The sequence below is a fragment of the uncultured Campylobacter sp. genome, from assembly GCF_905373215.1.
GTDB lineage: Bacteria > Campylobacterota > Campylobacteria > Campylobacterales > Campylobacteraceae > Campylobacter_B.
Window position 1 is genome coordinate 41830 of record NZ_CAJPRT010000011.1, and the last position, 25643, is coordinate 67472.

Consider the following 25643-nt stretch of genomic DNA (forward strand, 5'->3'; position numbering starts at 1 on the left):
TTCAAACGCATTTAGCTTTGGAATTTACTTAAAATTTAAGCCCTTTAAGTTTTAAGGTCGCAGGCTAAATTTATAAAATTCCGTTCCGCTCTCCACGTAAAATTTTGCTTTAATTTAACCTAAGTTATAATGCGTTTCAAAAATTTCAAAAGGAAGAAGATGGCAAAAATCCAAAGCGTAGAACCAAACGTAGCAGACGCGATAAATTTACAATTAAAATCATATAAACTTGATTACAAATTGGAGCAAGAGCCGCTAAATAGCGAAATAGATAACGCTTTACAAGAGTATTTCACTAAAAGTGGAGGTAAAGGCGGCAACCGCCCAGATGTTAAACTGCTTTTGCAAGACGACGGCTTAAATTTTTATCCCGTATTGATTGAATATAAAGGCTATGAAGATAAGTTAGAAAAGTTAGACGCCGATGGTAATGTAGAAAATCGCACCGCCAAAAATGAACCAAATTTTAAAAACATTAAAGATTATGCGGTTAACGGCGCAGTGCATTATGCAAATGCGCTTTTGCACCATACGAGTTACACTGACATAATCGCTATAGGAGTTACAGGATATAAAGACGGCAAGGATAAATTACAAACTAAAATTAGTGTTTATTATGTTTCAAAATCAAATTTAGGAGTGGGGCGCAAAGTAGGCGAATTTTGCGATTTATCGTTTTTAAATAAGAGGAATTTTAGCGATTTTACTGATAGGCTTAAAAATTTAAATTTAACTCCCGACGAGCTAGAAAAAATCAAACAAAAGCGCGAAAAAGAGATCGATGCGAGTTTAGTAAAACTAAATAATGACATTTATAGTAATGAAAAAGGGCTTGGCGAAAACGATAGAGTTTATCTGGTCGCAGCTTCCATTATTGCCACTCTTGGTATTCCAAACAAAGTAGCTCCGCTAGAAAAATCAGAGCTAAAATCATCAAGCGAAGGAGGCAATACCGACGGCGAAATTTTAATGCGAAAGATAAGAGCGTTTTTAAATGAGAAAAATTTGCCTGTCAAAAAGAAAGACCTCATAATACGCACCCTTTCAAACACGATACTAACCGATAATATAAATAAAATTTCAAACGGCGAGACTCAGCTAAAACGCGTTTTTTCAAAAATAGTCGATGATTTGGGGATTTATTACAAAATCGGGCTAACGACGGATTTTACGGGCAAGCTTTTTAACGAGATGTATTCGTGGTTAGGTTTTACGCAGGATAAGCTAAACGACGTAGTGCTTACGCCATCATACGTCGCCACGCTTTTAGTAAGGCTTGCGAGGGTTAATAAAGATAGCTACGTTTGGGATTTTGCTACCGGTTCGGCGGGACTTTTAGTTGCGGCAATGAATGAAATGCTAAAGGATGCTAAAAATAGCATAAGCTCTCCCGACGAGCTAGCTAAAAAAGAGGCGCACATAAAGGTCTATCAGCTTTTGGGCTTGGAGTTACTATCAAGCATTTATATGCTCGCGGTTTTAAATATGATAATGATGGGCGACGGAAGCTCAAATATCTTAAATAAAGATAGTTTGACCGATTTTGAGGGCGCTTACGGCTTTAATGAAGACAACGAGCCGTTTCCTGCGAACGCTTTCGTGCTAAATCCTCCCTACTCAGCCGAGGGCAATGGTATGGTATTTGTTGAAGCGGCGCTAAATATGATGAAAAGCGGCTATGCAGCGATAATCATTCAAAACTCGGCAGGTAGTGGCAAGGCAAAAGAGATAAATAAAAGGATTTTAGCTCGCAATACTCTAATCGCAAGCATAAAAATGCCGATTGATCTTTTCGTTGGCAAATCAAGCGTGCAGACGAATATCTATGTCTTTAAAGTCGGCGAAAAGCACGAAAAAGACGAAATAGTAAAATTTATAGACTTTTCAAACGATGGCTATACGCGCTCAAACCGCAAAAAAGCTAGTAATAATCTAAGGGATACAGATAGAGCCAAAGAGCGTTACGAGGAGCTTGTAAATTTGGTTCGTTTCGGTGCAAGCAAACTTGAAATTTTCACGCAAAACGAATATTACGAAGCGACAATTGATCCGAGCAATGGTGCCGACTGGAATAAATCTCGCCCCGTAGATACCATGCCGACACTAGCCAATTTTAAAAAGACCGTGAGCGACTACCTAAGCTGGGAAGTGGCGCAAATTTTAAAAAAGGATAGTCCCAAGCAAAGCTTAATTAGCGAAAGGATTACAAATTTAGAGCGAGAATTTGAAGCAGGCGGCGGAAAATTCGGGGAATTTCGGATAGGGGATTTGTTTTGCATTCAAACGCCAAAACGTAAATTTGATGCAAATAAAATTCAGTTTGGCGGACAATATCCCTACGTGGCTCGCGGGGATAAAAACAATGGAATTCGTGGCTACATAAATGAAAATACGCAGTATTTAAATGATGAAAATACGATTAGCTTTGGTCAAGATACGGCTACAATGTTTTTTCAAAGAGATAAGTATTTTACCGGCGATAAGATTAAAATTTTAAAGCCTATAAATTTTGGTTTAAATAGTCGCTTGGCAAATTATATTATTGCTTCAATGAGGCGCGGATTTTCAAATTTTGCTTGGGGGAGCAGTTCTTTTAATGTGGAAATTTTAAAAGACGTAAAAATCATCTTGCCGACGCTAGGCGGCAAGATAAATTTTTCCTTTATGGAAAAATTTATCGAAGAGCTCGAGCGCGAACGCGTCGAAGAGCTCGACGCGTATCTTGCGGTAACCGGACTTAAAGATTATAAACTTACCGATAAAGAGCAAGCCGCGTTAGTTAAATTTGAAGAATTTAGCCGACGAGGAGAGGTAGTGAAGGAATTTAGGATGGGAGATTTGTTTGAGAAAATTAAAACAAAAAAATTGCCATACAAGGCGCTTGATTTACCAAAATACGCCTATAATGAGTATATTTTGCCTTGTCTTACTTCAAGTTTTAACAATCAAGGGCTTAATTATTATGCTCCAAAAAAGGGTGCAACAATTTTAAGGAACGTAATATCAATTCCTTCAAATAGCGATGTTTATAGGGCATATTTTCAATCACAAGAATTCACTGTGCTCTCTGATGCTTATGCGATTGTTTGGAAAAATAACAAAATAATGCTAACAAATCAAATTTATTTGTTTATGGTTGTATGCATTAATAAAGTAACGGATTTACCTATCTATTCCTATAAAAATAAGTTAGGTGGCTGGAATAATGTAAAAAATAAATTTATTTCACTTCCTATCATAAACAATCAAATCGACTACGAATTTATGGAAAATTTCATAAAAGCTATCGAAAAGCTAGTCATAAAAGACATTGTGTTGTGGACAGAGCGAAAGATCGCCGCTACAAAGCAAGTCATAGAGGCTTAAAATTTCGCGAAAAGTAGTGTGCTAAGCGAGAGGCAACGTTTTAAAAACGGGGAAATTTTAGAAATTTTCTATGGCGCTTTGCTTATAAGATACATTTGAGTGCAAATTTTTAAATTATATATTTTTGGCTCGAGCGCGTAAATTAAAATTTTGTCCGAACGCACAGAACGTTTAAATCCACCGCATTTATTCACCCGCAACAGAAATCAAGAGAAGATAAAGTAAAGAGGCGTTAAGCGCAAGGTTGGATCAGGGCAGAAACTGTGTAAGTCTGCGCGTCAAGCTACAACCTTATCTTCCTAACTTCCAGTTCGCCGCCGAAAAAGTTCGCGTAGTAAAGCAGGTCTTTTTCGACCTCAAGCCCCGCTAGGTAGCGCAGAGCGAGGTTTGCCTCAAAGCTTGCCGCAAACATCACGATCGCAGCCGTTATGCCCGCAGGCGTCGCGTTTAGGCTCGGGAAAAATTTAAAATCCGCATTCTGCACGAAGCAGACTTGGCACTGCCAGCTGTCCACCGACGCAAACACCCACGGCACGCCTATTTGCTTAGCAAACGCATCGATCTGCGCGCGCGTAGCGAGATTGTCGGTCGCATCCAAAATGAGATCAAATTTCTCGCCCGCGCCTATCGCGCTAGCAAAAAATTCCTCCGCGCGGATTTTGTGCACCTCCACGTTCATGCCGTCGTAGCGGCTTTCCGTGCGGCTTTTAAAAACGTCCGCTTTAAATTTACCCTCGTCTGCGAGCGTGAATAAAATTTGCCTGTGGATGTTGTGAAGCGCCACCGTGTCGAAATCCACGACGCTGATCCGACCGATACCGCTTGCGCCCAGAGCGTAAGCAAGGCTGCTTCCAAGCCCGCCCGCGCCGATGATTAGGATGCGCTTATCCGCAAGCGCGCGCTGCGTCTGCTCGCCCCAAAGCTGGACCTGCCTGTGAAAATAGTTCATAAAAGCCCCCTACTGACTAGATTTTTTCGGAATTTCCACAACCCGCGCGCCGCAGCGATCTCGTCCGCGTCCACTTCGCACATCAGCACGCCCTCTTCGTTTTTCAGCTCGTTTGCGATCTCGCCGCCGGGGGTTACGACGAAGCTCTCGCCGTAAAATTTAAACTCGCTCTCGCCGAATTTCGCCTCGCCGATGCGGTTGGCGCGAATGACGTAGAGCGAGTTCGTAAACGCTCGCATCTTCAAAAGCTCGCGCCAGCGCCCGCCGCTTTCGAAGGTCGAGGCGCACGGCACGAGCACGCAGCCGACGTTTTTCTGCATAAAATAGCGCCAAAATACGTCAAAATGCGCCTCATAGCCGAAGCAGACGCCGAATTTCACGCCACCCTCGCTAAAGATCATCGGCGAAATTTTACCGATTTTGCGGCTTTTACGGTTGGCGAAAAAGCCCTCCTCGTTCCAGTGCGGATAGTCCATCAGGATATTTTGATCGTAAAATTTTACCTCCGAGGGCGAAAATTTCGCGCAGGATTTCACCCAGATGGGCTCGTTTTCGCTCGCGCAAAAGATCTCCTCTTCGCTCGCATCTTTTTGGCTTTCGGCTTTTAAATTTGAAGCGTTCGAGTTACTTGGGATCGAAGCGCTTAAATTTAAACCGTCTGCGGAATTTGCGGCTTTGAAATTTAAAGCGCCTTTAGAATTTGAACCGCCGTTGGAATTTAAATCGCTCTTGGAATTTAGCTCGCCCTTGCAATCAGGCTCGCCTTTAAGGCTTAAGGAATTTTCGCCGCAGCGTGCGCTTTTTTGAGCCGCGCCGCTGAAAATGCCCGCCTGCCTCAAAATCGCACCGCTAGCGGCTCTGATTATCGGTGCTACGATATGTAGGTCGTATTTGGCGGCCAGCCGCGCCATCAACTCCTGCTTGTGCTCGCTCTGTTCGCAGGCGATAGAGCGGGGCATCTTTTTAAGCTCGCTAAAGAAGGAATTTAGCTCATATTCGCCCAGCAGCACGATCCGCGCGCCGTTGTCTTTGGCGACCTTCATATAGTAATCGATCCGATTTTCGCTCATCGAAAGCGTCGGTAGCTGTAAAACGCATACGTTTATCATCGCCGCCTCCTAAGCCTGCTCGGGTGCGTTTATTTCGGCAACCTCGAGTTTGGCGTTTTCTAAAATTTCCTTCGCCTCTTTTAGCAGCGCGACGCCCTGCTTATACAGCTTCACGCTCTCCTCTAGGCTTAGATCCTTGTCGTTTAGGCTTTTTAAAAGCGCGTTAATCTTTTCCATTTTTTCCTCAAAACTCATCCAAAATCCTTTTTATGATGTAATCAAATTTTTCTATCTCGACCAAAAACGCGTCGTGTCCGTAGCCGCTGTCGATCTGCGCGTAGCTCGTGCGATCCTTTTTGCCCAGATCGCTCATCGCATCGTAAATTTCTTTCATTAGCCCCGGCGGAAAGAGCACGTCGCCTTTGAAAGAGATGAGGTGCAGGCGCGATCTGATCTGTGCGCAGGCGTTTTTGAGATTGCCGTAGTGGCGCGTGCAATCAAATATATTCATCATCTTGGCGATGTAGAGATAGCACAGCGGATCGAACCTGCGCGCGAAATTTTCGCCGTTGTATTCAAGGTAGCGATCGACCTGAAAGCGCCCGCTAATCTCGTAAAGACCGTCGGTTTCGACGTAGTTGCGCCCGAATTTATCCTGCATAGAGCTTGGGCTTAAAAAACTTATATGCCCCGCCATGCGCCCCACCGCCATGCCGTCAAGTCCGTGCTCGGCGATCAGATTTTTATCGTAGTTACCGTTTTTAAAGCTCGGATCGCGCAAGATGGCCTCGGTTGCGATCTTATTAAATGCGATCGCCCAAGGCTGCGTAGCGTATGTGCTTGCGAGCACGAAAATTTCATCCGCAAATTCCGGATATTCGATCGCATAGCATAGCGCCTGCATGCCGCCCAGACTGCCGCCGATAACGGCGCGGGCGCGAGCGATGCCTAGGCGCTTTAAAAGCATCATCTGCGCGCGCACGACGTCTGAGACGACCACTACCGGAAAGCGCAAGCGGTACTCGCGGCCGCTGCTTTCATCGACATCAAGCGGGCATGTCGAGCCGAACGGCGAAGCTAAAATGTTTATGCAGATGACGAAAAATTTCGTAGTATCGACCGCTTTATTATCGCCGATGAGCCCGTCCCACCAGCCGGGCTTAACGTCGCCCTCGTAAAGTCCCGCGGCGTGCGCGGAACCGGTTAAGGCGTGGCAGATGATGATGACGTTTGATTTGTCCGGGTTTAGCTCGCCGTAGGTTTCATAGGCGAGCTTGAAGTTAGAAAAGACGCGGCCGCTCTCCAGATAGAGCGGCTCGTCGAAATTTTGAATTTTGCTTTGAAGGATCACTGATTTACTCGGTAATTCGGCGCTTCCTGCGTGATGATGACGTCGTGGACGTGGCTTTCTTTAAGACCTGCGCTTGTGATCTCGACGAATTCCGCCTTTTGCTGAAAGGTCGCGATATCCTTGCTGCCGCAGTATCCCATCGAGCTTCGCAAGCCGCCTAGCAGCTGAAAGATCACGTCTTTTAACATGCCCGCGTAAGGCACGCGTCCCTCGACGCCCTCGGGCACGAGCTTTTCTTTTGCGGTGCCGTCTTGAAAGTAGCGATCCGAGCTTCCCTTCTGCATCGCCGCCAAAGAGCCCATACCGCGGTAGGTTTTGTACTGGCGGCCCTGAAACGTAATGAGCTCGCCCGGGGTTTCGTAGCAGCCCGCAAGCAGGCTTCCCATCATCACCGAGCTTGCGCCCGCGGCTAGGGCTTTAGCGATGTCGCCCGAGTATTTGATGCCGCCGTCTGCGATGATCGGAATTCCAAATTTAGCCGCCTCGATCGCGCAATCGTTGATCGCGGTAAACTGCGGCACGCCCACGCCCGCTACGATACGCGTAGTGCAGATCGAGCCCGGGCCGATACCTACTTTAATCGCGTCCGCTCCTGCGTTTGCGATATCTTTTATGCTGGCGGGGTTTGCGACGTTTCCGACCACTACGTCCACGTCAAAATTTCGCTTCAGCTCCTTAAGCGTGTCGATAATGCCTTTGGAGTGTCCGTGCGCAGAGTCCATCACAAGCGCATCTACGCCCGCTTTTACGAGTGCTTCGGCTCTTTGCAGATGGCCTACGCTGATCGCCGCGGCGACGCGAAGGCGGCCGAATTTGTCTTTATTAGCGCTTGGATATTCGATACGCTTTTTAAGGTCTTTAATTGTAATAAGCCCCTCTAAGTGGCCGTTTGCGTCGATTATCGGAAGCTTTTCTACCTTATTGTTTCTAAAAATTTTCTCCGCATCATCAAGCGTGCAGCCTTTTGGAGCGGTAATTAGCGGAGCCTTAGTCATCTTCTCGCCTACTAGCGCGGCGGTGTCTGTTTCAAAGCGCAGATCGCGATTGGTTAAAATTCCAATCAGCACGCCGTTGTCGTCGATAACGGGAATGCCGCTGATGTGATACTCGCCCATCAGATCGAGAGCGTCTTTGATCGTGGCATCCGCCTTGATCGAGATAGGATCGATTATGACGCCGCTTTCGCTCTTTTTTACGCGGCGAACCATCTTGGCTTGGGAGTCCTCGTCCATATTTTTATGGATCACGCCGATGCCGCCGAGGCGCGCCATCATTATCGCGGTGCGATACTCGGTGACCGTATCCATCGCAGCGCTCACAAGAGGGGTATTTAGCGTGATATTTTTCGTAAAACTCGTGCTGATATCGACCTCTTTGGGTAAAATTTCAGAGTATTGCGGTACCAACAAAACATCCTCGAAAGTCAGAGCCTTTTTGACGATCTTCATACTTATCCTTTCACGATTTTTTCTAAACTCAAGCCGCCGTCCAGCACCGTTTGTTCATCGTAGGCGCGCCCGATAAGCTGCGCGCTGATATTAAGAGCCTCTTTGTTTTTCGCCACCGGCACGGAGATCGCGGGAAGCCCCGCTAAATTTACGCCGATCGTGTAGATGTCGCTAAGATACGCACGCAGCGGATCGCTAAGCTCGCCGAATTTATATGCCACGCCCGGCGCAATCGGCATAAAGATCAAATCGGCGTCTTTTAAAATTTCCTCATATTCGCTTTTGATGAAAGCCCTTGCCTTCTGCGCTTTGATGTAATACGCGTCGTAGTAGCCGCTGCTTAGCACGAAGGTGCCTAGAAGCATACGGCGCTTGACCTCGTCGCCAAATCCTTCGCCGCGGGTGTTGGCGTAGAGTTCTTTTAAATTTAGAGCCTTCGCGCGGTTTCCATAGCGCACGCCGTCGTAGCGGCTTAAATTTGCGCTAGCCTCGGCGGTTGCGATGATGTAGTAGGTCGCGATGTCGTATTTGGAGCTGCAAAGATCGCGGTAAACGATCTCGTGTCCGAACGATTTTAGCTTTTCTATAGTTAAATTCAGAGCCTCTTTGACCTGCTGCGAAGCCTCGTCCACGTAGTTTTTTATAATGGCAATCTTAAGCTTGCGATCCGCGTTTAACTTATCTGCGGTGCTTTCGTAAGCGCCTGCGTAACTCGTGCTGTCGATCTCGTCGCGGCCTGCGATGATGTCGTATAAAATCGCCGCGTCCTCAACACTGCGCGTGATCGGTCCTATCTGATCGAGACTGCTTGAATACGCCGCAAGCCCGTAGCGACTGACCCTGCCGTAGCTCGGTTTAAAGCCTACGCAGCCGCAAAATGCCGCCGGCTGGCGGATAGAGCCGCCCGTATCGCTTCCGAGTGCGGCTACGGCGATATTCGCCGCTACGGCAGCTGCGCTTCCGCCGCTACTGCCGCCTGGTACGCGCGAGTGGTCGGTCGGATTGAGAGTTTTGCCGTAGAATGAGCTCTCGGTCGTGCTTCCCATCGCAAACTCATCCATATTCGTTCGCCCAAACGGCGCCAAACCGCGCTCGCGTAGCTTTTTAATCACCGTCGCGTCGTATGGCGCGACGTAGCCTTGCAGAATTTTACTCGCCGAGGTGACGCTCCAATCTTTTACCTGAATGTTGTCTTTGATCGCGATCGGCACGCCCTCGCCGCTGATGTTTAGAGCCTCGCCCGTGAGCTGCTCGACGTAGGCACCGAGCTCTTTGGTTTTTAAAATTTTATCCTTTAGCTCCGCTCTAAGCGCCGAAATTTCATCCGCATTCAGCTTTAGAGCCTCTTTCAAACTTATCATCTGCCATCCTTAAATTTATTCACGAAATAGATCCCCACGCCCGTTGCTACGCAGATCAGCGCGATCGTAAAAAATACGAAGCCGAGACTTATGGGGCTAGCGAGCATGCATGACCTTTGCGCAGCGCGGGCAGAGCTCATCAGGTTCTTTTGCGTTAAATTTCCAGCATCTCGGGCATTTATGTTTAGAGGATTTTACGAGGCGGAAAATTTCGTCGTTTATCTTAAACTCCGCCAGAGCTTCTCCGCTTTGCAGAGTGTCTACGTCGCTTACCATGAACCAATCCGCTACGCCCAGGATGTCGTTTGATAAAATTTCGTTCGAGCTCGTCTGCAAAACCAGCTCAAGCGTCGATTTGATGATCTTGTCTTTTTTCAGCGCGTCTATGAGTTCGAAAAATTTCTCTCTCGATCTGATTAAAATTTCGTCGAATTCTAGAAAATCGTCAAATTCTATCGGCTTATATGTCAGATCGAAAACGTCCTCCTTGCCCTCTTTAATGATTTGCGGCGCGAACTGCATTACTTCGTCGATTGTGTAAGTTAGCGTAGGCGCGATCAGAGGCAGTAGCGCTCGCGTAATTAGAGCGATCGCGCTTTGTGCGCTTCTGCGGCGCGGCTCGTCGGGTGCGTCGCAGTAGAGCCTGTCTTTGCAGATATCAAGATAAATTCCGCTCAGATCGGCGCTTAAGAAATTTAGTAGCTGATTGAAGCCCTTTGAAAAATCGTAGTTTTTAAACGCCGTTTCCGCGCCCGCAAAGGCGTTTGCCGCGCGCGTTAGGATCCAGCGGTCGAGCCGCGTAAAATTGCTCGTCTCGATCTCGCCCAGATCGCTGGTGCTTGCGAGCAGAAATCTTATCGTATTGCGGATCTTGCGGTACTGCTCGCTTACCTGCTTTAGGATATTGTCGCTGATCTTTAGATCGGTCGAATAATCGCTCATCGCGACCCACAGGCGTAAAATTTCCACGCCGTGGCTCTTTGCGACCTCTTGCGGATAGACGACGTTTCCGACGGACTTGCTCATCTTTTGACCCTTCTCATCGACGGTAAATCCGTGCGTGAGGATGCTTTTATACGGCGCACATTCGTTGATCGCGCAGCTTAGAAGTAGCGAGCTTTGAAACCAGCCGCGGTGTTGGTCGCTGCCCTCAAGATACATATCCGCGGGGAATTTGCCCGCATCGTAAGCGCCGCTTTGCAGCACTGCTTTCCACGTAGAGCCGCTATCGAACCAAACGTCTAAGATGTCCATCACCTTTTCTAAATTTTCAGGCTTATAGCCGCTGTCCTGAGGCAAAAGCTCCGAAATTTCCATCTGCCACCAAGCATCCGCGCCCTTAGCCTTAAAAATTTCGTAGATATTATTTAAAATTTTCTCATCAAAAATCGGCTCTTTGGTGTTTTTATCGCGGAAAAATGCTATCGGCACGCCCCAGTCCCTCTGGCGGGAAATACACCAATCGGGGCGGTTCTCTATCATCGAGGTAAGGCGGTTGATGCCGCTTTGCGGATAAAATTTAACCTTGCCGATCTGCTCTAGCGCCACTTGGCGCAGCGTCTTACCGTCAGGCATTGGCTCGTCCATCGCGATAAACCACTGCTTCGTTGCGCGGTAGATCACCGGCTTGTGCGTGCGCCAGCAGTGCGGATAGGAGTGGACGAATTTGCCGGATTTGATAAGCGCGGGGCCTAGAAGCTCTAAAATTTTCTCGTTTGCTTTGAAAATATGCATCCCCACGAGCTCGTCTACGACGTCTGCGCGGAAGAGTTTTTTGGTTTTAAGAGTTTGATCGAAACAGCCGCCCTCATCCACAGGCATAATCACTTCGATGCCGTATTTAAGCCCTACGAAATAATCGTCCTCGCCGTGTCCCGGAGCCGTATGCACGAGCCCGGTGCCGCCGTCCATTAAAACGTGCTCGCCGAGGATAAATTTCGAAGCTCTATCGTTTAACGGATTGATCGCGTTTAAGCCTTCAAGCTCGGCAGCTTTAAATTCTTTTACGATCTCGCCCTTGGTGATGCCCAGGCTTACGAGGCTTTCGACCAGAGGTTTAGCAAGGATCAAATTTTCGCTCGTCAGCGCGTAAATTTCATTCGGGTTCAAAGATATCGCGCCGTTTGCGGGCAGCGTCCAAGGCGTAGTCGTCCAGATGACCGCTTTGGCGCCTTTTGCGCCGATTTTGGCGTTCGCTTCACCACTTAGATCAAACGCCACGAAGATCGAGTAGTCCTCTTTGTCTTTGTATTCGACCTCGGCTTCTGCGAGCGCACTTTTTGCCGCCCAGCTCCAAAATACGGGCTTACTTCGCTCGATTAGAATTCCTTTTTTTGCGATTTGGCAGAGCGCCTTGTAAATTTCAGCTTCAAACTCAAATTTTAGCGTCAGATACGGATCGTTCCAGTCGCCCAAAATCCCCATATCTTTAAATTCATTGCGCTGCACGTCGATGAACTCTTTGGCATGCTGTCTGCAAAGCTCGCGAATCTGCACTTTTGAAAGCGATTTTTTCCGCTCGCCTAGTTTGATCTCTACTTGCTGCTCGATCGGCAGACCGTGGCAGTCCCAGCCCGGCACGTAGCGGATCTCCTCGCCGAAGAAATAATGGGTTTTGGTGATGATGTCTTTTAAAATTTTATTCAGCGCGTGGCCGATGTGGAGGTGTCCGTTAGCGTACGGCGGACCGTCGTGGATATTGAAGCTGACGCTTGCGCCCTTGCGCTTAGCTTTCATCTTTTCGTAAATTTTACGCTCGTCGTACCATGCCTTAAACCGCGCAGGTTCGTTTTGCGGCAGCGCGCCTCGCATCGCAAAGTCTGTCGTAGGAAGAAAGAGAGTATCTTTGTAGTCCATATTTGTACCTTTTCGTGTCTTAAAAAATTTGTGAAGTTTATCCAAAACGCCATTAAAAAGCTCTGAAAGAGCAGTCCGCGTTTATGCTATAATGTGCGAAAATTTAATGAGGGTCTTTATGAAAAATATTATCCTTGTAATCGGCGAGGAGATCCGCTACGACGCGGCTTTGATGAGCTATATATCTCGCAGCTACGAGCAGGTTTTCGGGCGGATGGACGATCTGAAATTCTTAAGCGAAAACGATAAGGTTTTGCCCTTCGCGCTTGAAAAGATGATCGATTCGTACGATTTTATCACGATTTTTGCGGCAAACTCCGCCTACGCGGTCGTCGGTAAAATTTTATCGACGCTCTCTTTCGATTCGCTTGAGCTGAAAAACGGAGAGACCCTAGCGCCCTCGATGGCGCGCACGGTGGCGAAAAACAGCTTCCTGCTAAACGTCAGAGGCTGCTCGGTAAACGTGATCAAGGCACTTTGCTTGCAGAGCCTGCCGCCGATCCTTCAAGACGCGCCGAGCGCGGGCGAGAGCTTTTATCTATTCGATTGCGAATACGAAAGCGTAAAGCAGCGCCTAGAAAGCCTCGCGATCAGTTATAAAATTTCGCTTACGATCAGCAGGCCCTGCTCCTTTTTGTTGCTCGTGCGCGCCAGTGCGATGAAATTCGGAGCGCTGGATGCGTTTTTACAAAGCGTCGGCAAGTATTATGAGAGCTGCTACATCGAAGGCGGCGATTTTATGGGCTTTGTGGTGGATAGACTGCGCGAGATAGGCGCTAAGATCACCTTTGCAGAAAGCTGCACCGCAGGGCTCATCGCCGCAAAATTCGGCGCAGTTGCGGGCGTAAGCGACGTTTTTGACGGCTCGCTCGTAAGCTACGCCAACGAGATAAAAAATCTCTGGCTCAACGTAGGCGAAGATACGCTCGCACGCTACGGCGCGGTAAGCGCGCAGACCGTGGGCGAGATGCTGGAGGGCGCGCTGCAAAGCAGTGGAGCGAGCTTTGCCCTCGCGGTAAGCGGTATCGCAGGCCCCAGCGGCGGAAGCGCGCAAAAGCCCGTAGGGACGGTCTTTATCGGCGCAAAGGAGCAGGGCGGCAAACAGATCGTCGGGGAATTTCATCTAAAGGGCGATCGAAACTACATCCGCGAACAAAGCGCCGATATCGCTATCTGCTTGCTTTTAAAGCTTAGAAGCGATCTGTTTTTCGGGCGGCTCCCAAGCGCGCCTGCGAGAGATGAAATTTAAAGGAGCGGATTTTGAAAAGACGAATTTTGAAAGGGTGCGGAGGCGATTCGGCGCAGAATTTTATCCGAGCAAGCGGCGAGCGGGGCTTTGAACGATGGCAAAATTTCGATTCGGCGGACGGTGCGCGAAATTTTACTTCGACGCAGGGCGGGCAGAATTTTACTCGGGCTAGCGACGGGCGAAATTTTATCTCAGCGCAGGACGGACTAAATTTTATCTCGGCGGGTCGCGCTAGAAATTTTAGTTTTATAAATGACTTTAGCTTTTTGAACGCGGTGCGAAATTTTACTTTAGCGCTAGTCGCGGCGTGCGTTTTAAGCGGCTGCGACGGCGGATCGGACGGGCAAGATCGCGAGCAAAGCGCACGCTCGGAGCAGAATTTTAACGCGGGTAATCAAGGGCGAAATTTTAATAAAAGCGCGGATAGCTCGGGGCAAAATTCCGCTCAAAGCTCCACGCAAAATTCCACGCAAAGCTCCGTGCAAAATTCCATGTCGCAGGGCTTTAAGAGCAAGCAAAAATCCGATCTAAACTCCACTATAGACGAGCTTGCAAACGATGCTAAAGTTTTGGGCGAGACCTTGCAAAATTTGCAGAAAAAGGCGCCCGAAGCGCTGAGCGATTTCGCCGCTCGCAACGCGGACAGGACCAAGGATCTGCTAAAGCAGGGCGAGGCGGCGGCGCATGAGGCGGGTAAAAACCTTGATAAAATGGGGCAGAGCCTGCAAGGCATCATCAAGGACGCAAACGATAGCCTAGGCAAGGTCTTGGAGGGCTTTGGCGTGCAGCCCAGACAGGAGCCGCGCAGCGGGCGTTCGCAGGAGCGCGATGATAATTCAGATCCTGAAGAGGCGGTCGATAGGCAAAGTTTTAGAATTTAAGCGACGCTAAATTTTACTCAAATTTTTCGTTGCGATCGCCATCCGCGAGGAAGCGGCAAGTCTTCGCAGGAGCGTAACGAGCCTGCACGAAAGCGTGACGGACACTCATAAGAGCACGAGGATCGCTTGGAGTCTGATGACGGGAGCAGCGGGCAAAGCTTTAGAATTTAAACGCGGCTAAATTTCGCTTAAATTTTGTTTGTTGTGGCGAATACTCACAGAGAAACGATGCTAAATTTTATTAAATTTGCTCGGCACGGCGGTTTCCTTAAAATTTTACTCGCGCGAACCTCCGCAATGGAATATGAATATTTGCAAAGAAGTGGCAAACCTCCGTAAAACGCGACGAGTGCCCCGAGGGCGAGCATTTCTAAAATAAAGCGCGAGTAGTGAATGAAGTTTGGAATTCAAAGCTCGCACTCTTTGAAGTTGCTGTAAAGATAAGCAGGCAGCGGCTGGTAAAGCTTTAGAATTTAAGGCTGCTTGCGATAAAACAAGAAAAATTTTACGAAGTAGGGTTATAATGCGCCCCGCAATTTCAAATTTAAAGGATAGAAATGAAAACTCTCATTATTTTGGCTCACCCAAATATCGAAAACTCGCTCATAAACCGCCGCTGGAGGGATGCCGTGCTAGCTCATCCTGATAAGTTCGAGCTTCACGATCTTTACGCGCTTTATGCGGATTTTAAAATCGATGTGGAAAAGGAGCAAAAACTGCTCGAAAGCCACGATAAAATCGTGCTTCAGTTTCCGTTTCGTTTTTCAAACTGCACGCCGCTTCTTAAGCAGTGGTTTGAGGACGTTTTTACGCGCGGCTGGGCTTATGGCGGAGAGAGCGGCGGCAAGCTTAAAGGCAAAAAATTCGCGCTTGCGATCTCGCTTGGCGCGACCGAGGCAGACTATTCTAAAAACGGCATCGTGGGCTTTAGCGTGGATGAGGTGCTAGCGCCATTTAAAGCTACGTTTAATTTCGTCGGCGCGATTGCGCTACCAAATTTCGTCTCATACGGCTTTACTTACGATAAAAGCGAGCAAGCTGTAGAAAATAGCGCGAAAAATTATATAGAGTATTTAAATAAGCTTTAAATTCTTTGTTTTTAGCCGCTCGTTGCGCGTAAAGCTTTAAAATTTTACGTAAGCGACGCGGCGGATTTTTTAAAATTTTCGCTCAAGAAGCATAAATTTAATCTCAAAATTTTTAAATTTTACCATAAAATTCCGTCTGGCTTCGTATGCGAGCTCAAATGAAATTCCAAGCAAAATTCCGCGTCTAAATTTGAGCCCCGCTCTTAAATTTTAAAATTTTATCAGAGATTTTTTTATACAATTACGACTGAAATTCGGCCCAAAAAAGGAGAGGGAATGTATAAGCTAAAGCATCTTCTTAGCGCGCAGGATCTAAGCCGCGAGGACATCTACGACTTCATTGATCTAGCGCGCGAGTTTAAAGAGCTCAACCGCTCTGACGTTAAAAAATCCGACTCGCTTCGCGGTAAGACGGTCATCAACGCGTTTTTCGAAAACTCCACTCGCACCCGCACCAGCTTTGAGATCGCAGCCAAGCGCCTGGGCGCAGACAGCGTAAATTTCACCGCTGCGGACAGCAGCACGAAAAAGGGCGAGACGTTGATCGACACCATCAGAAATATGCAGGCGATGCGCACCGATATCTTCGTGCTGCGCCACAGCTGCTCGGGCGCGGCGAAATTTGTAGCGGCCAACTGCGACGCATCGATCGTAAATGCGGGCGACGGGCTGAACGAGCACCCAAGCCAGGCGCTGCTGGATCTTTTTACGATAAGCGAGCACAAGGGCAGGATCGAGAATTTAAACGTCGCGATCATCGGCGATATATTTCGCTCGCGTGTGGCTAGAAGCGACATCTGGGCGATGCAAAAGCTCGGCATAAACGTGCGGCTCTTCGGCCCTCCGATGATGCTGCGCGACTGCGACGCGTTCGGTTGCCCGATATGCAAAAGCGTGGAGGAGGCGATCGAGGGCGCCGACATCATCATCATGCTTAGAATTCAGCTTGAGCGACAAGACGGCGAGCCGAGCTTCCCAAGCGTGCGCGAGTACTCGAAATTTTTCGGACTTACCGCGAGGCGCATGCAAGCGGCGAAAGAGGGCGTTATGATAATGCATCCGGGCCCGATCAACCGCGGCGTAGAGATCAACTCCGACGTAGCCGACGATCCGCGCTATAGCTGCGTTTTGGATCAGGTAGAAAACGGCGAGGCGATGCGAATGGCGATACTTCATACGATAAATTTAAACAGGAGCGCACGATGAAAATTTTAATAAAAAACGGCACGATCGTTAATTGGGGCGGCAGCGAGGATGCAAACGTCCTGATCGAAGGCGATAAAATTTCAAAGATCACGCGCGAGTGTCCCGCCGCAGACCGCGTCATAGACGCTGCGGGCAAGCTCGTGATGCCGGGTCTTATCGATATGCACGTGCATTTTAGAGACCCCGGGCTCGAATATAAAGACGACGTCATCAGCGGTAGCGAAACCGCGGTCGCAGGCGGCGTGACGACCTGCCTCCCGATGGCGAACACCAAACCCGTAAACGATAACTCAAGTATCACGCGCGCGATGATCGCCAAGGCTAAGGCGCGCGGACTTATCGATCTGCTGCCCATAGGCGCGATCTCGCAGGACTGCAAGGGCGCAAAGATCGTCGAGATGGGCGATATGCTCGAGGCGGGCTGCGTGGCCTTCAGCGACGACGGGCTGCCCGTGACCGACAGCTCCGTGATGCGACAGGCGCTCGAATACTCCGCGCACTTCGGCTCGTTCGTGATAAATCACAGCGAGGATTGCTCGCTTTGCCACGGCGGCGTGATGAACGAGGGTAAAGTCAGCGCGATACTCGGTCTAAAGGGGATGGCGAGCGAAAAAGAGGAGATCATGATTGCGCGCGATCTGCTGCTTGCCAAAAAGACGGGCGGGCACATCCACATCGCGCACGTAAGCTCGGCGTGGTCGCTCAAGCTCATCGAGCAGGCCAAGCGCGAGGGTATCCGCGTCACCTGCGAGGCTACGCCGCATCATTTTACCTTCGACGAGCGCGAGCTGATGGGATACGATACGAATTTTAAAATGTCGCCGCCGCTTCGCACCCAAAGCGACGTGCAGGCGATCAGAGAGGCGCTTAAAAGCGGTTTGATCGACGTCATCGTGACCGACCACGCTCCGCATAACACCGACGATAAATTCGTAGAATTCGACCACGCGCCGTTTGGAATTTTGGGGCTTCAAACCCTCGTACCGCTTACGCTGCGGCTCGTAAACGAGGGCGTCATCGGCCTTGAAGATATGGTGCGGCTATGCTCGTTTAACCCGGCTAAAATTCTAAATTTAAAAGACAAGGGCGAGATCAAAGAGGGCTTTTTAGCCGACGTCGCGATCATCGATCCGCAGATTTCCTACGTATACGACGAGGCGCTAAATAAGTCCAAATCGCGCAACTCGCCGCTTTTCGGCAAGCAGCTTGCGGGCGCTGCGGTATGCACGATCAAAAGCGGCCGCGTGGTCTATGAGTTTCCAAACGTCGTAGCGTAGGGCGCTTGCGGTGTAAGGCTTGTGGCGCGGCTTTCGTAGCGTAAATGGCGCTATTGCTTAATTTTAAATTTAGCTAATTTAGACGCAACGGCTTGCTTTTAAAATTTTGCGGTGCGATCGGTTCATTTTAAATTTAGTGGCAGCGTAGGCGCAGCGACTTACTTTTAAAATTTCATAGCGCGTTTTGCTCGGTATCGGCGCGATCTTTGATCCCGCAGCGTACCGCCCTGGTTAAATTTAACGACAGTTCGCTTTTAAAATTTCATAGCGCGAGCGCAATTGGAATTTCTTTAAAGCGGTTTGTCATTTTTAAAGTGCGCGTAAATTTAACGCACATCGCCTTGTTTGTGGCATTTGTAGATTTTGGCTTCGGAATTTTATCCGTGCCTGTGCGCGAGCTGCTTTAAATTTATAGCGGTACCTTTTTCGATACGGTAGCTGCTTTTAAAATTTTATGTTCGCGGCGGTTGTGAATTCTATCTTTGCGTAGATTTGTTTTGCTTCACGCGCAAATTTTATCGTGATTAAATTTGTCGCTAAGGCGCAAAATTTTAAAATTTTGCCGCCGCTAGCTTTTGACGCGGAGCATAAATAATCCGCCACATGAACGGGAGCGATCTAAATTTAAAGGATATCTATGAACGGCGAAATATATCTCTCGTGCGCGCTGTGCGTCGCGCTAAAATCAGCTCTGCGCGGCAATCCTGAGCCGCCGCTGCAAGATCAAAAATATATAAAATATTTAAATTTTGAATTTGCAAAGGAGCATTTCCGCACCGCAGAGGGCGCGAGCCGCGTAGCGCAGGACGGCGTAAACGACGCAAGGAAAGCTGCGGAGCAAAAAGATGCGTACGGTGCAGTGCAGAGCAGTGCGACGGACAAAGCCACCGAGAGCGGCGGTGCAGCGGAGCAAAAGCGCGCGAACAGCAAAGAAGCGGCAAATGAAAAAGCGGCGAGAAAAAAAGGCGCAGACGAAAGCACGGGCTCGCCACTTTTGCAAAAAGCGTGCGAGTTTTTCACCGGACGGCTCGCGCAAAAAGCGTGCGAGGACGAGCCGATCTACACGCAGCGGCGTTGGATAGAGCAGTGCCTAAAGCTTGGTCTGAAGGACGCGGGGCTTAGTATTCCAACTTTCGTAAAAGATAGAGCGCTTTTGGGCTTTTCGGGGATGAACGTAAACGGCATCGTCTGCTGCTTTGAGGACTTTGACGGCGTTTTTACGCCTGATTGGAAATACGATCGCGACAAAAAGGCTTGGCGCGTGAAATACGTCGAGCGCCTTTGGCACGGGATGCCGCGGGATGCGTTAAACGCGCGCGATAACAGCGCAGAATTCGGGAATGTTTTAGTGCAGATCAGGGATTTTGCGAGCAAGATAGGCTGCGAAAACTTTGCGCAGACGTTTGATAATGCGCTTAAGACGCTGCGGGGCGAAGTCGCTGTAGGCGAGTATTACGCCGTTTCGTTTGCAGCGCTGCCGCAGCCGAGCTTGAGGGCGTTTGCTGCGGCGGGGATCGCCGATGTATTCGGTGCGATGGGCTCTTGGGACGATGAGCCGCCGTCTATGGCGCAAGAAATGGGGCTCGGGGGCGAATACGACCGCCTCTCGGACGAGCTCTTGGCGCAGAAAAACTTAGCGATTTCGTTTGCGATAAATGGCTGGTAGGGCTTTGGCGCAAGAGCTAGAAAGCACGCTAAGCCTCTATCGTCGCGGGCCTATCAAACGCCGTTACGCTCGGCAGTTCGCCTTTAAATTTTTCGATCTGCACCATGCTCGTGTGCGCGGTGTTGCTTTGCGAGAGCTGCGAGCTAGGCACGTCCTTGGTTAGCACGTTTATGTTGCCGTGCTTGCATAGGCTGCGCTCGCCCCAGACGGCCGGATCGTACCACGCGCCCTCGCTCACGATCACGACGTTATCTTGCGCGGTATCGCTTACCAGCGCGCCGCAGAGGATCTCGCCTCGGTCGTTGTATATCCTCACTACGTCGCCCGTTTTGATGCCGCGCGCCTTTGCCGTGGCGGGACTAATGAGCGCGGGTTCGCGGCCCGCGATCTCGGCGTAGTTGCGAATGAGTGAGCTGTTTAGCTGCGAGTGGAGCCTAAATTTAGAGTGCGCGCCGCTGATAGCGACCGGGTACTTGCTCACGTCGCTGCCCAGCCACTCAAACGGCTCCATCCACGTCGCGTGCGGTGGGCAGTCGCCGTAACCTAGCTTTTCGACCGCTTCGGAGTAGAGTTCGATCTTGCCCGACGGCGTTTTTAGCGCGTTTTTCTCGGGATCGGCGCGGAAGTCCGCGTAGTTTGTGAAGTACCGCTTTTTCTCGTCCACTTGATCAAATTTGACGTAGCCCCTTTGCCAAAACTCCTCAAATTTCGGCATCGCTATGCCCATGCCTTCAGCCTTTTGAACTGCATCGGCGTAGATTTCCTTCACCCACTCAAGCTCCGTTTTACCCTCGCTAAAGGCCTGCTCGTACTCCTCGCCCCACTGCGCGCAGATGAGTCGCGCGATCTCAAAGTCGCTCTTGCTCTCGCCTGCGGGCTTTACTAGCGGCTTAATCGCAAAAAGGTACTCGCTAGTCGAATTTGCAAACTCTATATCCGTGCGCTCGCACTCCAGAGCCGACGGTAGCACGATGTCGCTGAGCCTCGCCGTACTCGTCCAAAAGGGCTCGGTGGTGATGATCGCTTCTATCTTGCGCATCGCCGCGACCGCGCGGTTGGTATCGGGATGGCGGGTGAAGGTCGAGCCGTTGGCATTAAACATCACGCGGATGTGCGGCATGACGTATTTTTTGCCGTTGCGCTCGATCTGCTTGCCCGGCTCCATGATCGCGTCTATGAGCCTGCTGTTTGGTATCTCGTGGTATTTGGCCTTGGCTAGCTTGCCCTGCGGGGCGATGTATTTTTCGTTTATCGCGGGATTAAAGGCCTGAAGCTTTGGCGCGATGAAGCTAATATCGGCGTTTTTATGCATCTGATCGTTCATCACGTAGCCGCGCCCGGTCTTGCCGATGTCGCCTAGCATCGCAGCCAGCGCGATCAGCGCCCAGTATGCCATCTCGCCGTGGTGCTGACGCTGTATCGCGTAGCCCGTAACTATGAGCGTGTCCTTTTTAGCTAGCGTATCGGCTAGGCTTTTTAGCTCCTTTTCGCTCACGCCGCAAATTTTACTCGCCCACGCAAGATCTTTTTTCACGCCGTCTTTTGCGCCGGTGAAATAATCCTTAAATTTATCGAACCCGACCGTGTAGCGCTCTATAAATTCTTTGTCGTAAAGCCCGTTTTCGTAAAGATAATCGCAAAGCCCGATCAGCATCGCCGTATCGGTGCAAGGGCGCACGGCGAGATAGTGCGCGCCAAAATACTCCGCCGTTTCGTTGCGGTAGACGTCGACGCTGTAAATTTTCATCTCGCCTTTTTTAAATTTATCCTTCATAATCTCGTAGTAGGCGTAGGAGTTATGCATCGGCACGGAGAGGTAGCGATCTTGTTTGAGACGACGGGATTCGTGCCCCAAAATACGATCGTTTTGGCCTCCTTTACCACGCCCTCCCAACGCGTCGGAGCGTGCGTCGGATCGATAGAGCCCGTCACGTGAGGCAAAAACGCCGTCGCCGCGCCGTAAGAGTAGCCGCCAAGCTCGCTCACGTAGCCTCCTAGCGTGTTTAGCATGCGCTTTGCGGTGCGCTGCGAGTGACCGACCTTGCCCAGACTACCCCACTGATAAAGCTGCCCGTAAATGGCCTGCGAGCCGTATTTATCGAAGTTTTCTTTTAAAATTTTGGCGCTTAGCTTTATCGCCTCGTCCCAGCTAACGCGCACGAAGGGCTCTTTGCCGCGAAGCTCCGGCTTTGGATTTGAGGGATCAGTAAGGAAGCTTTTGCGCACGTAGGGGTATTTCACGCGCGTTTCGTTTTGGATATGATCGCTTAGGGCGTTATTTAGCACCGTAGGCATCGCATCGCCCTCAAAGGGCTCGGTGCCAACGACCCTGCCGCCTATGGTTTTTACGTAAAACGCGCCGAATTTATTTGCGCAAAGCCCCATCTGTTCGTCAAATATCGCCTGCGCTAGCGCGTTAAATTGCTTCGCCTGCGCCGAAGCTGCCGCGAACGCGCCTAGTTTTAAAAAATCTCGTCTTTTCATGGTTGTCTCCGTTAAATTTAAATTTGATGGTTGATTTGGTTTAAATTTAGCGCGATTTATGGAGTTGAACTTTGCATCGTTTGCCTTTTATCGTATTACGCGACCTCGCGTCCTAGCGGTGATTTTACGAAATTTAGGCTTAATTTGCCATTTATCTATGGCGCTGCGGCGAAATTAAATTTTTATACGCACTTCGCCGCTAAAATAGCTTATCTATCAGCGCGTAGCCCCACAGCGCGGCGTTGAGAAATAGGCTAATCATCACGGCGGTGCTTGCGGTGTCTTTGGCGCCCTTGGCTAGCGGGTGGATTTCGCTCGTGGCAAGATCGACCGCGCGCTCAATAGCTGAGTTTATGCATTCGGTTGTGAACGTAAAGACCGCGCCGAAGATCAAAAATAGATTTAGCACTGCGCCGAAATTCCAAAAAAATAGCGACAGCAGGAGCGGGACGAACACGCAAAGCTCGAGTCTAAAGCTACGCTCGCTGCGCAGCATCTCGGCAAGACCCGCCATCGCGTAGCTCCAATTGGCAAAAAATCGGTATTTGGGCTGATTGCGCATAATTTTCCTTTAAATTTAGTCAAAATTTCGTATAATCATACCAAAATTTTTGCGCCAAAGGCTAAATTTGAAACTGATTAGTTGGAACGTAAACGGGCTGCGCGCAGTGCTCGGCAAAGACGGCTTTGCGTGGCTCGCGGAGCAAAACCCCGACTTTTTGGGCTTGCAAGAGATCAAGGTGAGCGAAAAGGACGCTCCGAAAGGGCTTTATGAGCTCGGATTTTCTCAGATCGATCTAAATTCCGCCGCACGCGCGGGCTATTCGGGCGTGGCGAGCCTGGCGAAATTTAAAAGCGAGACGAGCAAGGCGCTGTTTTTCCCCGACGACGAGGGGCGCGTGCTGCAGCACCGCTTCGGCGACGTCGTGCTTTTTAATATCTACTTTCCCAACGGCCAAAAGGACGAGGCGCGGCTAGCCTACAAGATGGAATTTTACGCGAAATTCCTAGCCTACGCGCGCAGCCTCGCGGAGCAGGGGCTCGGGGTGATATTTTGCGGCGACGTAAATACCGCGCACCGCGAGATTGATCTTGCAAACCCAAAAGCAAACTCCAAAACCTCGGGCTTTTTGCCGATCGAGCGGGCGTGGCTCGATGAGGTGGAGGCGGCGGGTTTTGTCGATACCTTCCGTGCCGTGCATGGCGAGCTGCGAGACGCTTACTCGTGGTGGAGCTACCGCTTTAACGCGCGCGCCAAAAACGTAGGCTGGCGGATCGATTATTTTTTCATCTCGGCAAATTTGCGCTCGCGGCTAAAGGACGCTTTCATCCTAAGCGACGTGATGGGCAGCGATCACTGCCCCGTGGGCATCGAGATCGAAATTTAGCCGGGGCAAATTTCGCGGCGCGAGCTTTGATCTTGCGCGGCTTGTGGATAAGGTGCGCGTAGCGGCGGCTAATGCGCGGATTTAAAGAGGCGGTGCGTAAATGTTGCGCGATAAAATTTTAAATTTAAGGAGAGAAAATGTTGAGCGATATCGAAATAGCAAATGCGGCGAAGCCGGATAAAATTTCAAACGTTGCGAAAAATTTGGGGCTTAGCGAGGATGAGATCGAGCTGTACGGCCACTACAAAGCCAAGCTAAACATCAAGCCGCGATCGCGCGCTTCGAAGCTTATTTTGGTCACGGCGACCAATCCGACGCCGTTTGGCGAGGGCAAAACTACGACCTCCATCGGTCTAGCCGACGCGCTAAAGCGTCTAGGCAAAAGCGTCTGCCTTGCGCTACGCGAGCCGTCGCTGGGACCGGTTTTCGGTATCAAAGGAGGAGCTGCTGGCGGCGGATATTCGCAGCTGGTGCCGATGGATGATCTAAATTTGCATTTTAACGGCGATTTTCACGCCATCACCTCCGCGAATAATCTCATTTCGGCGGTCATCGACAACTCGCTGTATCAAGAAAACCCGCTAAAGATCGATAAAATTTTGTGGAAGCGCTGCATGGATATGAACGACCGCGCGCTGCGCCATATCACCGTAGGACAGGGCGGGCGCACCGACGGAGTGCAGCGCGAGGACGGCTTTAATATCACCGCAGCTAGCGAGATAATGGCGGTGCTGTGCCTCTCAAACGATCTTGCCGAGCTTAAGGAAAACATCGCAAACATCATGGTCGCCTACGATACGCAGGGAGAGCCGATATATGTGCGCGATCTGGGCTGCGCGGATGCCGCGGCGATCCTGCTAAAAGACGCGATGAAGCCAAATCTCATCCAAAGCCTAGAGCACACGCCCGCGCTCGTGCACGGCGGGCCTTTTGCAAATATCGCGCACGGCTGCAACTCAATAATGGCGAGCAAGCTTGCGCTCTCGCTAGCAGATTACGCCGTGACGGAGGCGGGCTTCGGAAGCGAGCTAGGGGCTGAAAAATTTATCGATATCAAGTGTCGCCGCGCGGGTATCGCTCCGGATGCCGCGGTGTTAGTCAGCACGATCCGCTCGCTTAAATATAACGGCGGCGCGGATAAAGAAAATATCGCAAGCCCTGATCTTGCCGCGCTTCAAAGAGGCATCGTAAATTTAGGCGGGCATATCGAAATTTTACAAAATTTCGGGCTAAATCCTGTCGTGGCGCTTAATCGCTTCAGCTTCGATAGCGACGGCGAGATCGCCTTCGTGCGCGATTATTGCAAGCAGCGCGGCGTACAGATGGCGATTTGTGAAAATTTCGCCAAAGGAGGCGAGGGCGCGCTTGAGCTAGCCCGTCTCGTAGTAGATGAGTGCGAGCGCTCTAAGGAGCTGAAATTCGCCTACGAGCTTAGCGACGATACGGCGAGCAAGATCGAAAAGATCGCCGTTAAAATTTATGGTGCGAGCGAGGTGGTTTTCGAGCCCGAGGCGCAAAAGGTGCTGCAGCACATCAAGGCTTTGGGGCTTGAGCGGCTAAACGTCTGCGTTGCTAAGACGCAGTATAGCTTCAGCAACGATGCCAAGGCGCTCGGGCGCGCACGCGGCTTTAAGCTCAGCGTCAAAGACCTTCAGATCCGCACGGGAGCGGGATTCATCGTCGCCGTCTGCGGCAAGATAATGCTTATGCCGGGGCTGCCGAAGGTTCCTAACGCGCTAAATATGAGGATCACGGACGAAGGCGTTATAAGTGGATTGGCGTGAAATTTTATTTTCGGCGCTCAAAACCAAAGCCGAAAATTCCGCGCTTGGGCGGTAAAATTTAGCTGAGGGCTTCGGTAGCGATAAATCTTGCTTTCAAGCTGCGGCGAGTTTATCGCGCCCCGGTTTTATCGCGTCATGGTTTTGCTATACTTGGATTTTAGCCGGTCGAGTTTTGGTTAGTCGGATTAGTCGGATTAGTCGGATTAGTCGGATTAGTCGGATTAGTCGGATTAGTCGGAT

At 49.9% G+C, this 25643-nt stretch carries 18 protein-coding genes and 1 pseudogene; 10 read left to right on the forward strand and 9 right to left on the reverse strand.

Annotation, left to right across the window (positions count from 1 at the left end; translation table 11 throughout):
* The first annotated feature begins 159 nt into the window (after positions 1 to 159).
* Positions 160 to 3366: a restriction endonuclease subunit S gene (locus tag QZ176_RS10440; protein ID WP_365951670.1), complete on the forward strand. Its 3207-nt coding sequence runs from the start codon at positions 160 to 162 to the stop codon at positions 3364 to 3366.
* A 283-nt stretch (positions 3367 to 3649) separates the two neighbouring features.
* On the opposite strand, the gene QZ176_RS06715 is transcribed toward QZ176_RS10440, so the two are convergent.
* From QZ176_RS06715 to ileS, 7 genes are all read right to left on the reverse strand, one after another.
* Positions 3650 to 4315: a ThiF family adenylyltransferase gene (locus QZ176_RS06715; protein WP_295152198.1), complete on the reverse strand. Its 666-nt coding sequence runs from the start codon at positions 4313 to 4315 to the stop codon at positions 3650 to 3652.
* Entirely contained in the window at positions 4312 to 5424 is a 1113-nt protein-coding gene (locus tag QZ176_RS06720) for a carbon-nitrogen hydrolase family protein (protein WP_295152200.1), read from the reverse strand. Before QZ176_RS06720 ends, QZ176_RS06715 begins: the two co-directional genes overlap by 4 nt.
* A gap of 9 nt (positions 5425 to 5433) precedes the next feature.
* Positions 5434 to 5619, reverse strand: a complete 186-nt coding sequence (xseB, locus tag QZ176_RS06725; RefSeq protein WP_005872361.1) for an exodeoxyribonuclease VII small subunit — start codon at positions 5617 to 5619, stop codon at positions 5434 to 5436.
* The gene (locus QZ176_RS06730; RefSeq protein ID WP_295152202.1) at positions 5609 to 6715 is read right to left on the reverse strand and encodes a homoserine O-acetyltransferase; all 1107 of its coding nucleotides are present in this window, start codon (positions 6713 to 6715) and stop codon (positions 5609 to 5611) included. Before QZ176_RS06730 ends, xseB begins: the two co-directional genes overlap by 11 nt.
* Complete coding sequence (gene guaB, locus QZ176_RS06735) at positions 6712 to 8163, reverse strand: IMP dehydrogenase (protein WP_295152204.1); 1452 nt, start codon at positions 8161 to 8163, stop codon at positions 6712 to 6714. The genes QZ176_RS06730 and guaB overlap by 4 nt, the downstream gene beginning before the upstream one ends.
* Before the next feature lie 2 nt (positions 8164 to 8165).
* On the reverse strand, positions 8166 to 9524 hold the full coding sequence (gene gatA / locus QZ176_RS06740) for an Asp-tRNA(Asn)/Glu-tRNA(Gln) amidotransferase subunit GatA (RefSeq protein ID WP_295152206.1): 1359 nt from the start codon (positions 9522 to 9524) through the stop codon (positions 8166 to 8168).
* 96 nt (positions 9525 to 9620) lie between these two features.
* Positions 9621 to 12380 (reverse strand): isoleucine--tRNA ligase, encoded by a 2760-nt coding sequence (gene ileS / locus QZ176_RS06745; RefSeq protein WP_295152208.1) that lies wholly within the window; start codon positions 12378 to 12380, stop codon positions 9621 to 9623.
* 118 nt (positions 12381 to 12498) lie between these two features.
* On the opposite strand from ileS, the gene QZ176_RS06750 reads away from it, so the two are divergent.
* The 7 genes from QZ176_RS06750 to QZ176_RS06780 all read left to right on the forward strand — a co-directional run bounded on the left by QZ176_RS06750 (position 12499) and on the right by QZ176_RS06780 (position 19747).
* The gene (locus tag QZ176_RS06750; RefSeq protein WP_295152210.1) at positions 12499 to 13629 is read left to right on the forward strand and encodes a CinA family protein; all 1131 of its coding nucleotides are present in this window, start codon (positions 12499 to 12501) and stop codon (positions 13627 to 13629) included.
* Positions 13630 to 13640: 11 nt separating this feature from the next.
* Positions 13641 to 14510, forward strand: coding sequence for a hypothetical protein (locus QZ176_RS06755; RefSeq protein WP_295152212.1), 870 nt, complete (start codon positions 13641 to 13643; stop codon positions 14508 to 14510).
* Between the two features lie 557 nt (positions 14511 to 15067).
* Positions 15068 to 15598: an NAD(P)H-dependent oxidoreductase gene (locus QZ176_RS06760; protein WP_295152214.1), complete on the forward strand. Its 531-nt coding sequence runs from the start codon at positions 15068 to 15070 to the stop codon at positions 15596 to 15598.
* Between the two features lie 276 nt (positions 15599 to 15874).
* Positions 15875 to 16804, forward strand: a complete 930-nt coding sequence (locus QZ176_RS06765; protein WP_295152215.1) for an aspartate carbamoyltransferase catalytic subunit — start codon at positions 15875 to 15877, stop codon at positions 16802 to 16804.
* Positions 16801 to 18081 (forward strand): dihydroorotase, encoded by a 1281-nt coding sequence (locus QZ176_RS06770; protein ID WP_295152217.1) that lies wholly within the window; start codon positions 16801 to 16803, stop codon positions 18079 to 18081. Before QZ176_RS06765 ends, QZ176_RS06770 begins: the two co-directional genes overlap by 4 nt.
* Before the next feature lie 206 nt (positions 18082 to 18287).
* Positions 18288 to 18488 carry a hypothetical protein gene (locus QZ176_RS06775; protein ID WP_295152219.1) on the forward strand — a complete coding sequence of 67 codons (201 nt, stop codon included), beginning with the start codon at positions 18288 to 18290 and terminating at the stop codon, positions 18486 to 18488.
* Positions 18489 to 18718: 230 nt separating this feature from the next.
* Positions 18719 to 19747, forward strand: coding sequence for a hypothetical protein (locus tag QZ176_RS06780; protein WP_295152221.1), 1029 nt, complete (start codon positions 18719 to 18721; stop codon positions 19745 to 19747).
* 28 nt (positions 19748 to 19775) lie between these two features.
* Here the strand turns inward: QZ176_RS06780 and QZ176_RS06785 are convergent.
* A pseudogene (locus tag QZ176_RS06785) lies at positions 19776 to 22231 on the reverse strand (molybdopterin-dependent oxidoreductase).
* Positions 22232 to 22430: 199 nt separating this feature from the next.
* Positions 22431 to 22793, reverse strand: coding sequence for a diacylglycerol kinase (locus QZ176_RS06790; protein ID WP_295152223.1), 363 nt, complete (start codon positions 22791 to 22793; stop codon positions 22431 to 22433).
* A gap of 67 nt (positions 22794 to 22860) precedes the next feature.
* On the opposite strand from QZ176_RS06790, the gene QZ176_RS06795 reads away from it, so the two are divergent.
* On the forward strand, positions 22861 to 23619 hold the full coding sequence (locus QZ176_RS06795) for an exodeoxyribonuclease III (RefSeq protein ID WP_295152225.1): 759 nt from the start codon (positions 22861 to 22863) through the stop codon (positions 23617 to 23619).
* A gap of 137 nt (positions 23620 to 23756) precedes the next feature.
* The gene (locus QZ176_RS06800) at positions 23757 to 25403 is read left to right on the forward strand and encodes a formate--tetrahydrofolate ligase (RefSeq protein ID WP_295152227.1); all 1647 of its coding nucleotides are present in this window, start codon (positions 23757 to 23759) and stop codon (positions 25401 to 25403) included.
* Positions 25404 to 25643: the final 240 nt, after the last annotated feature.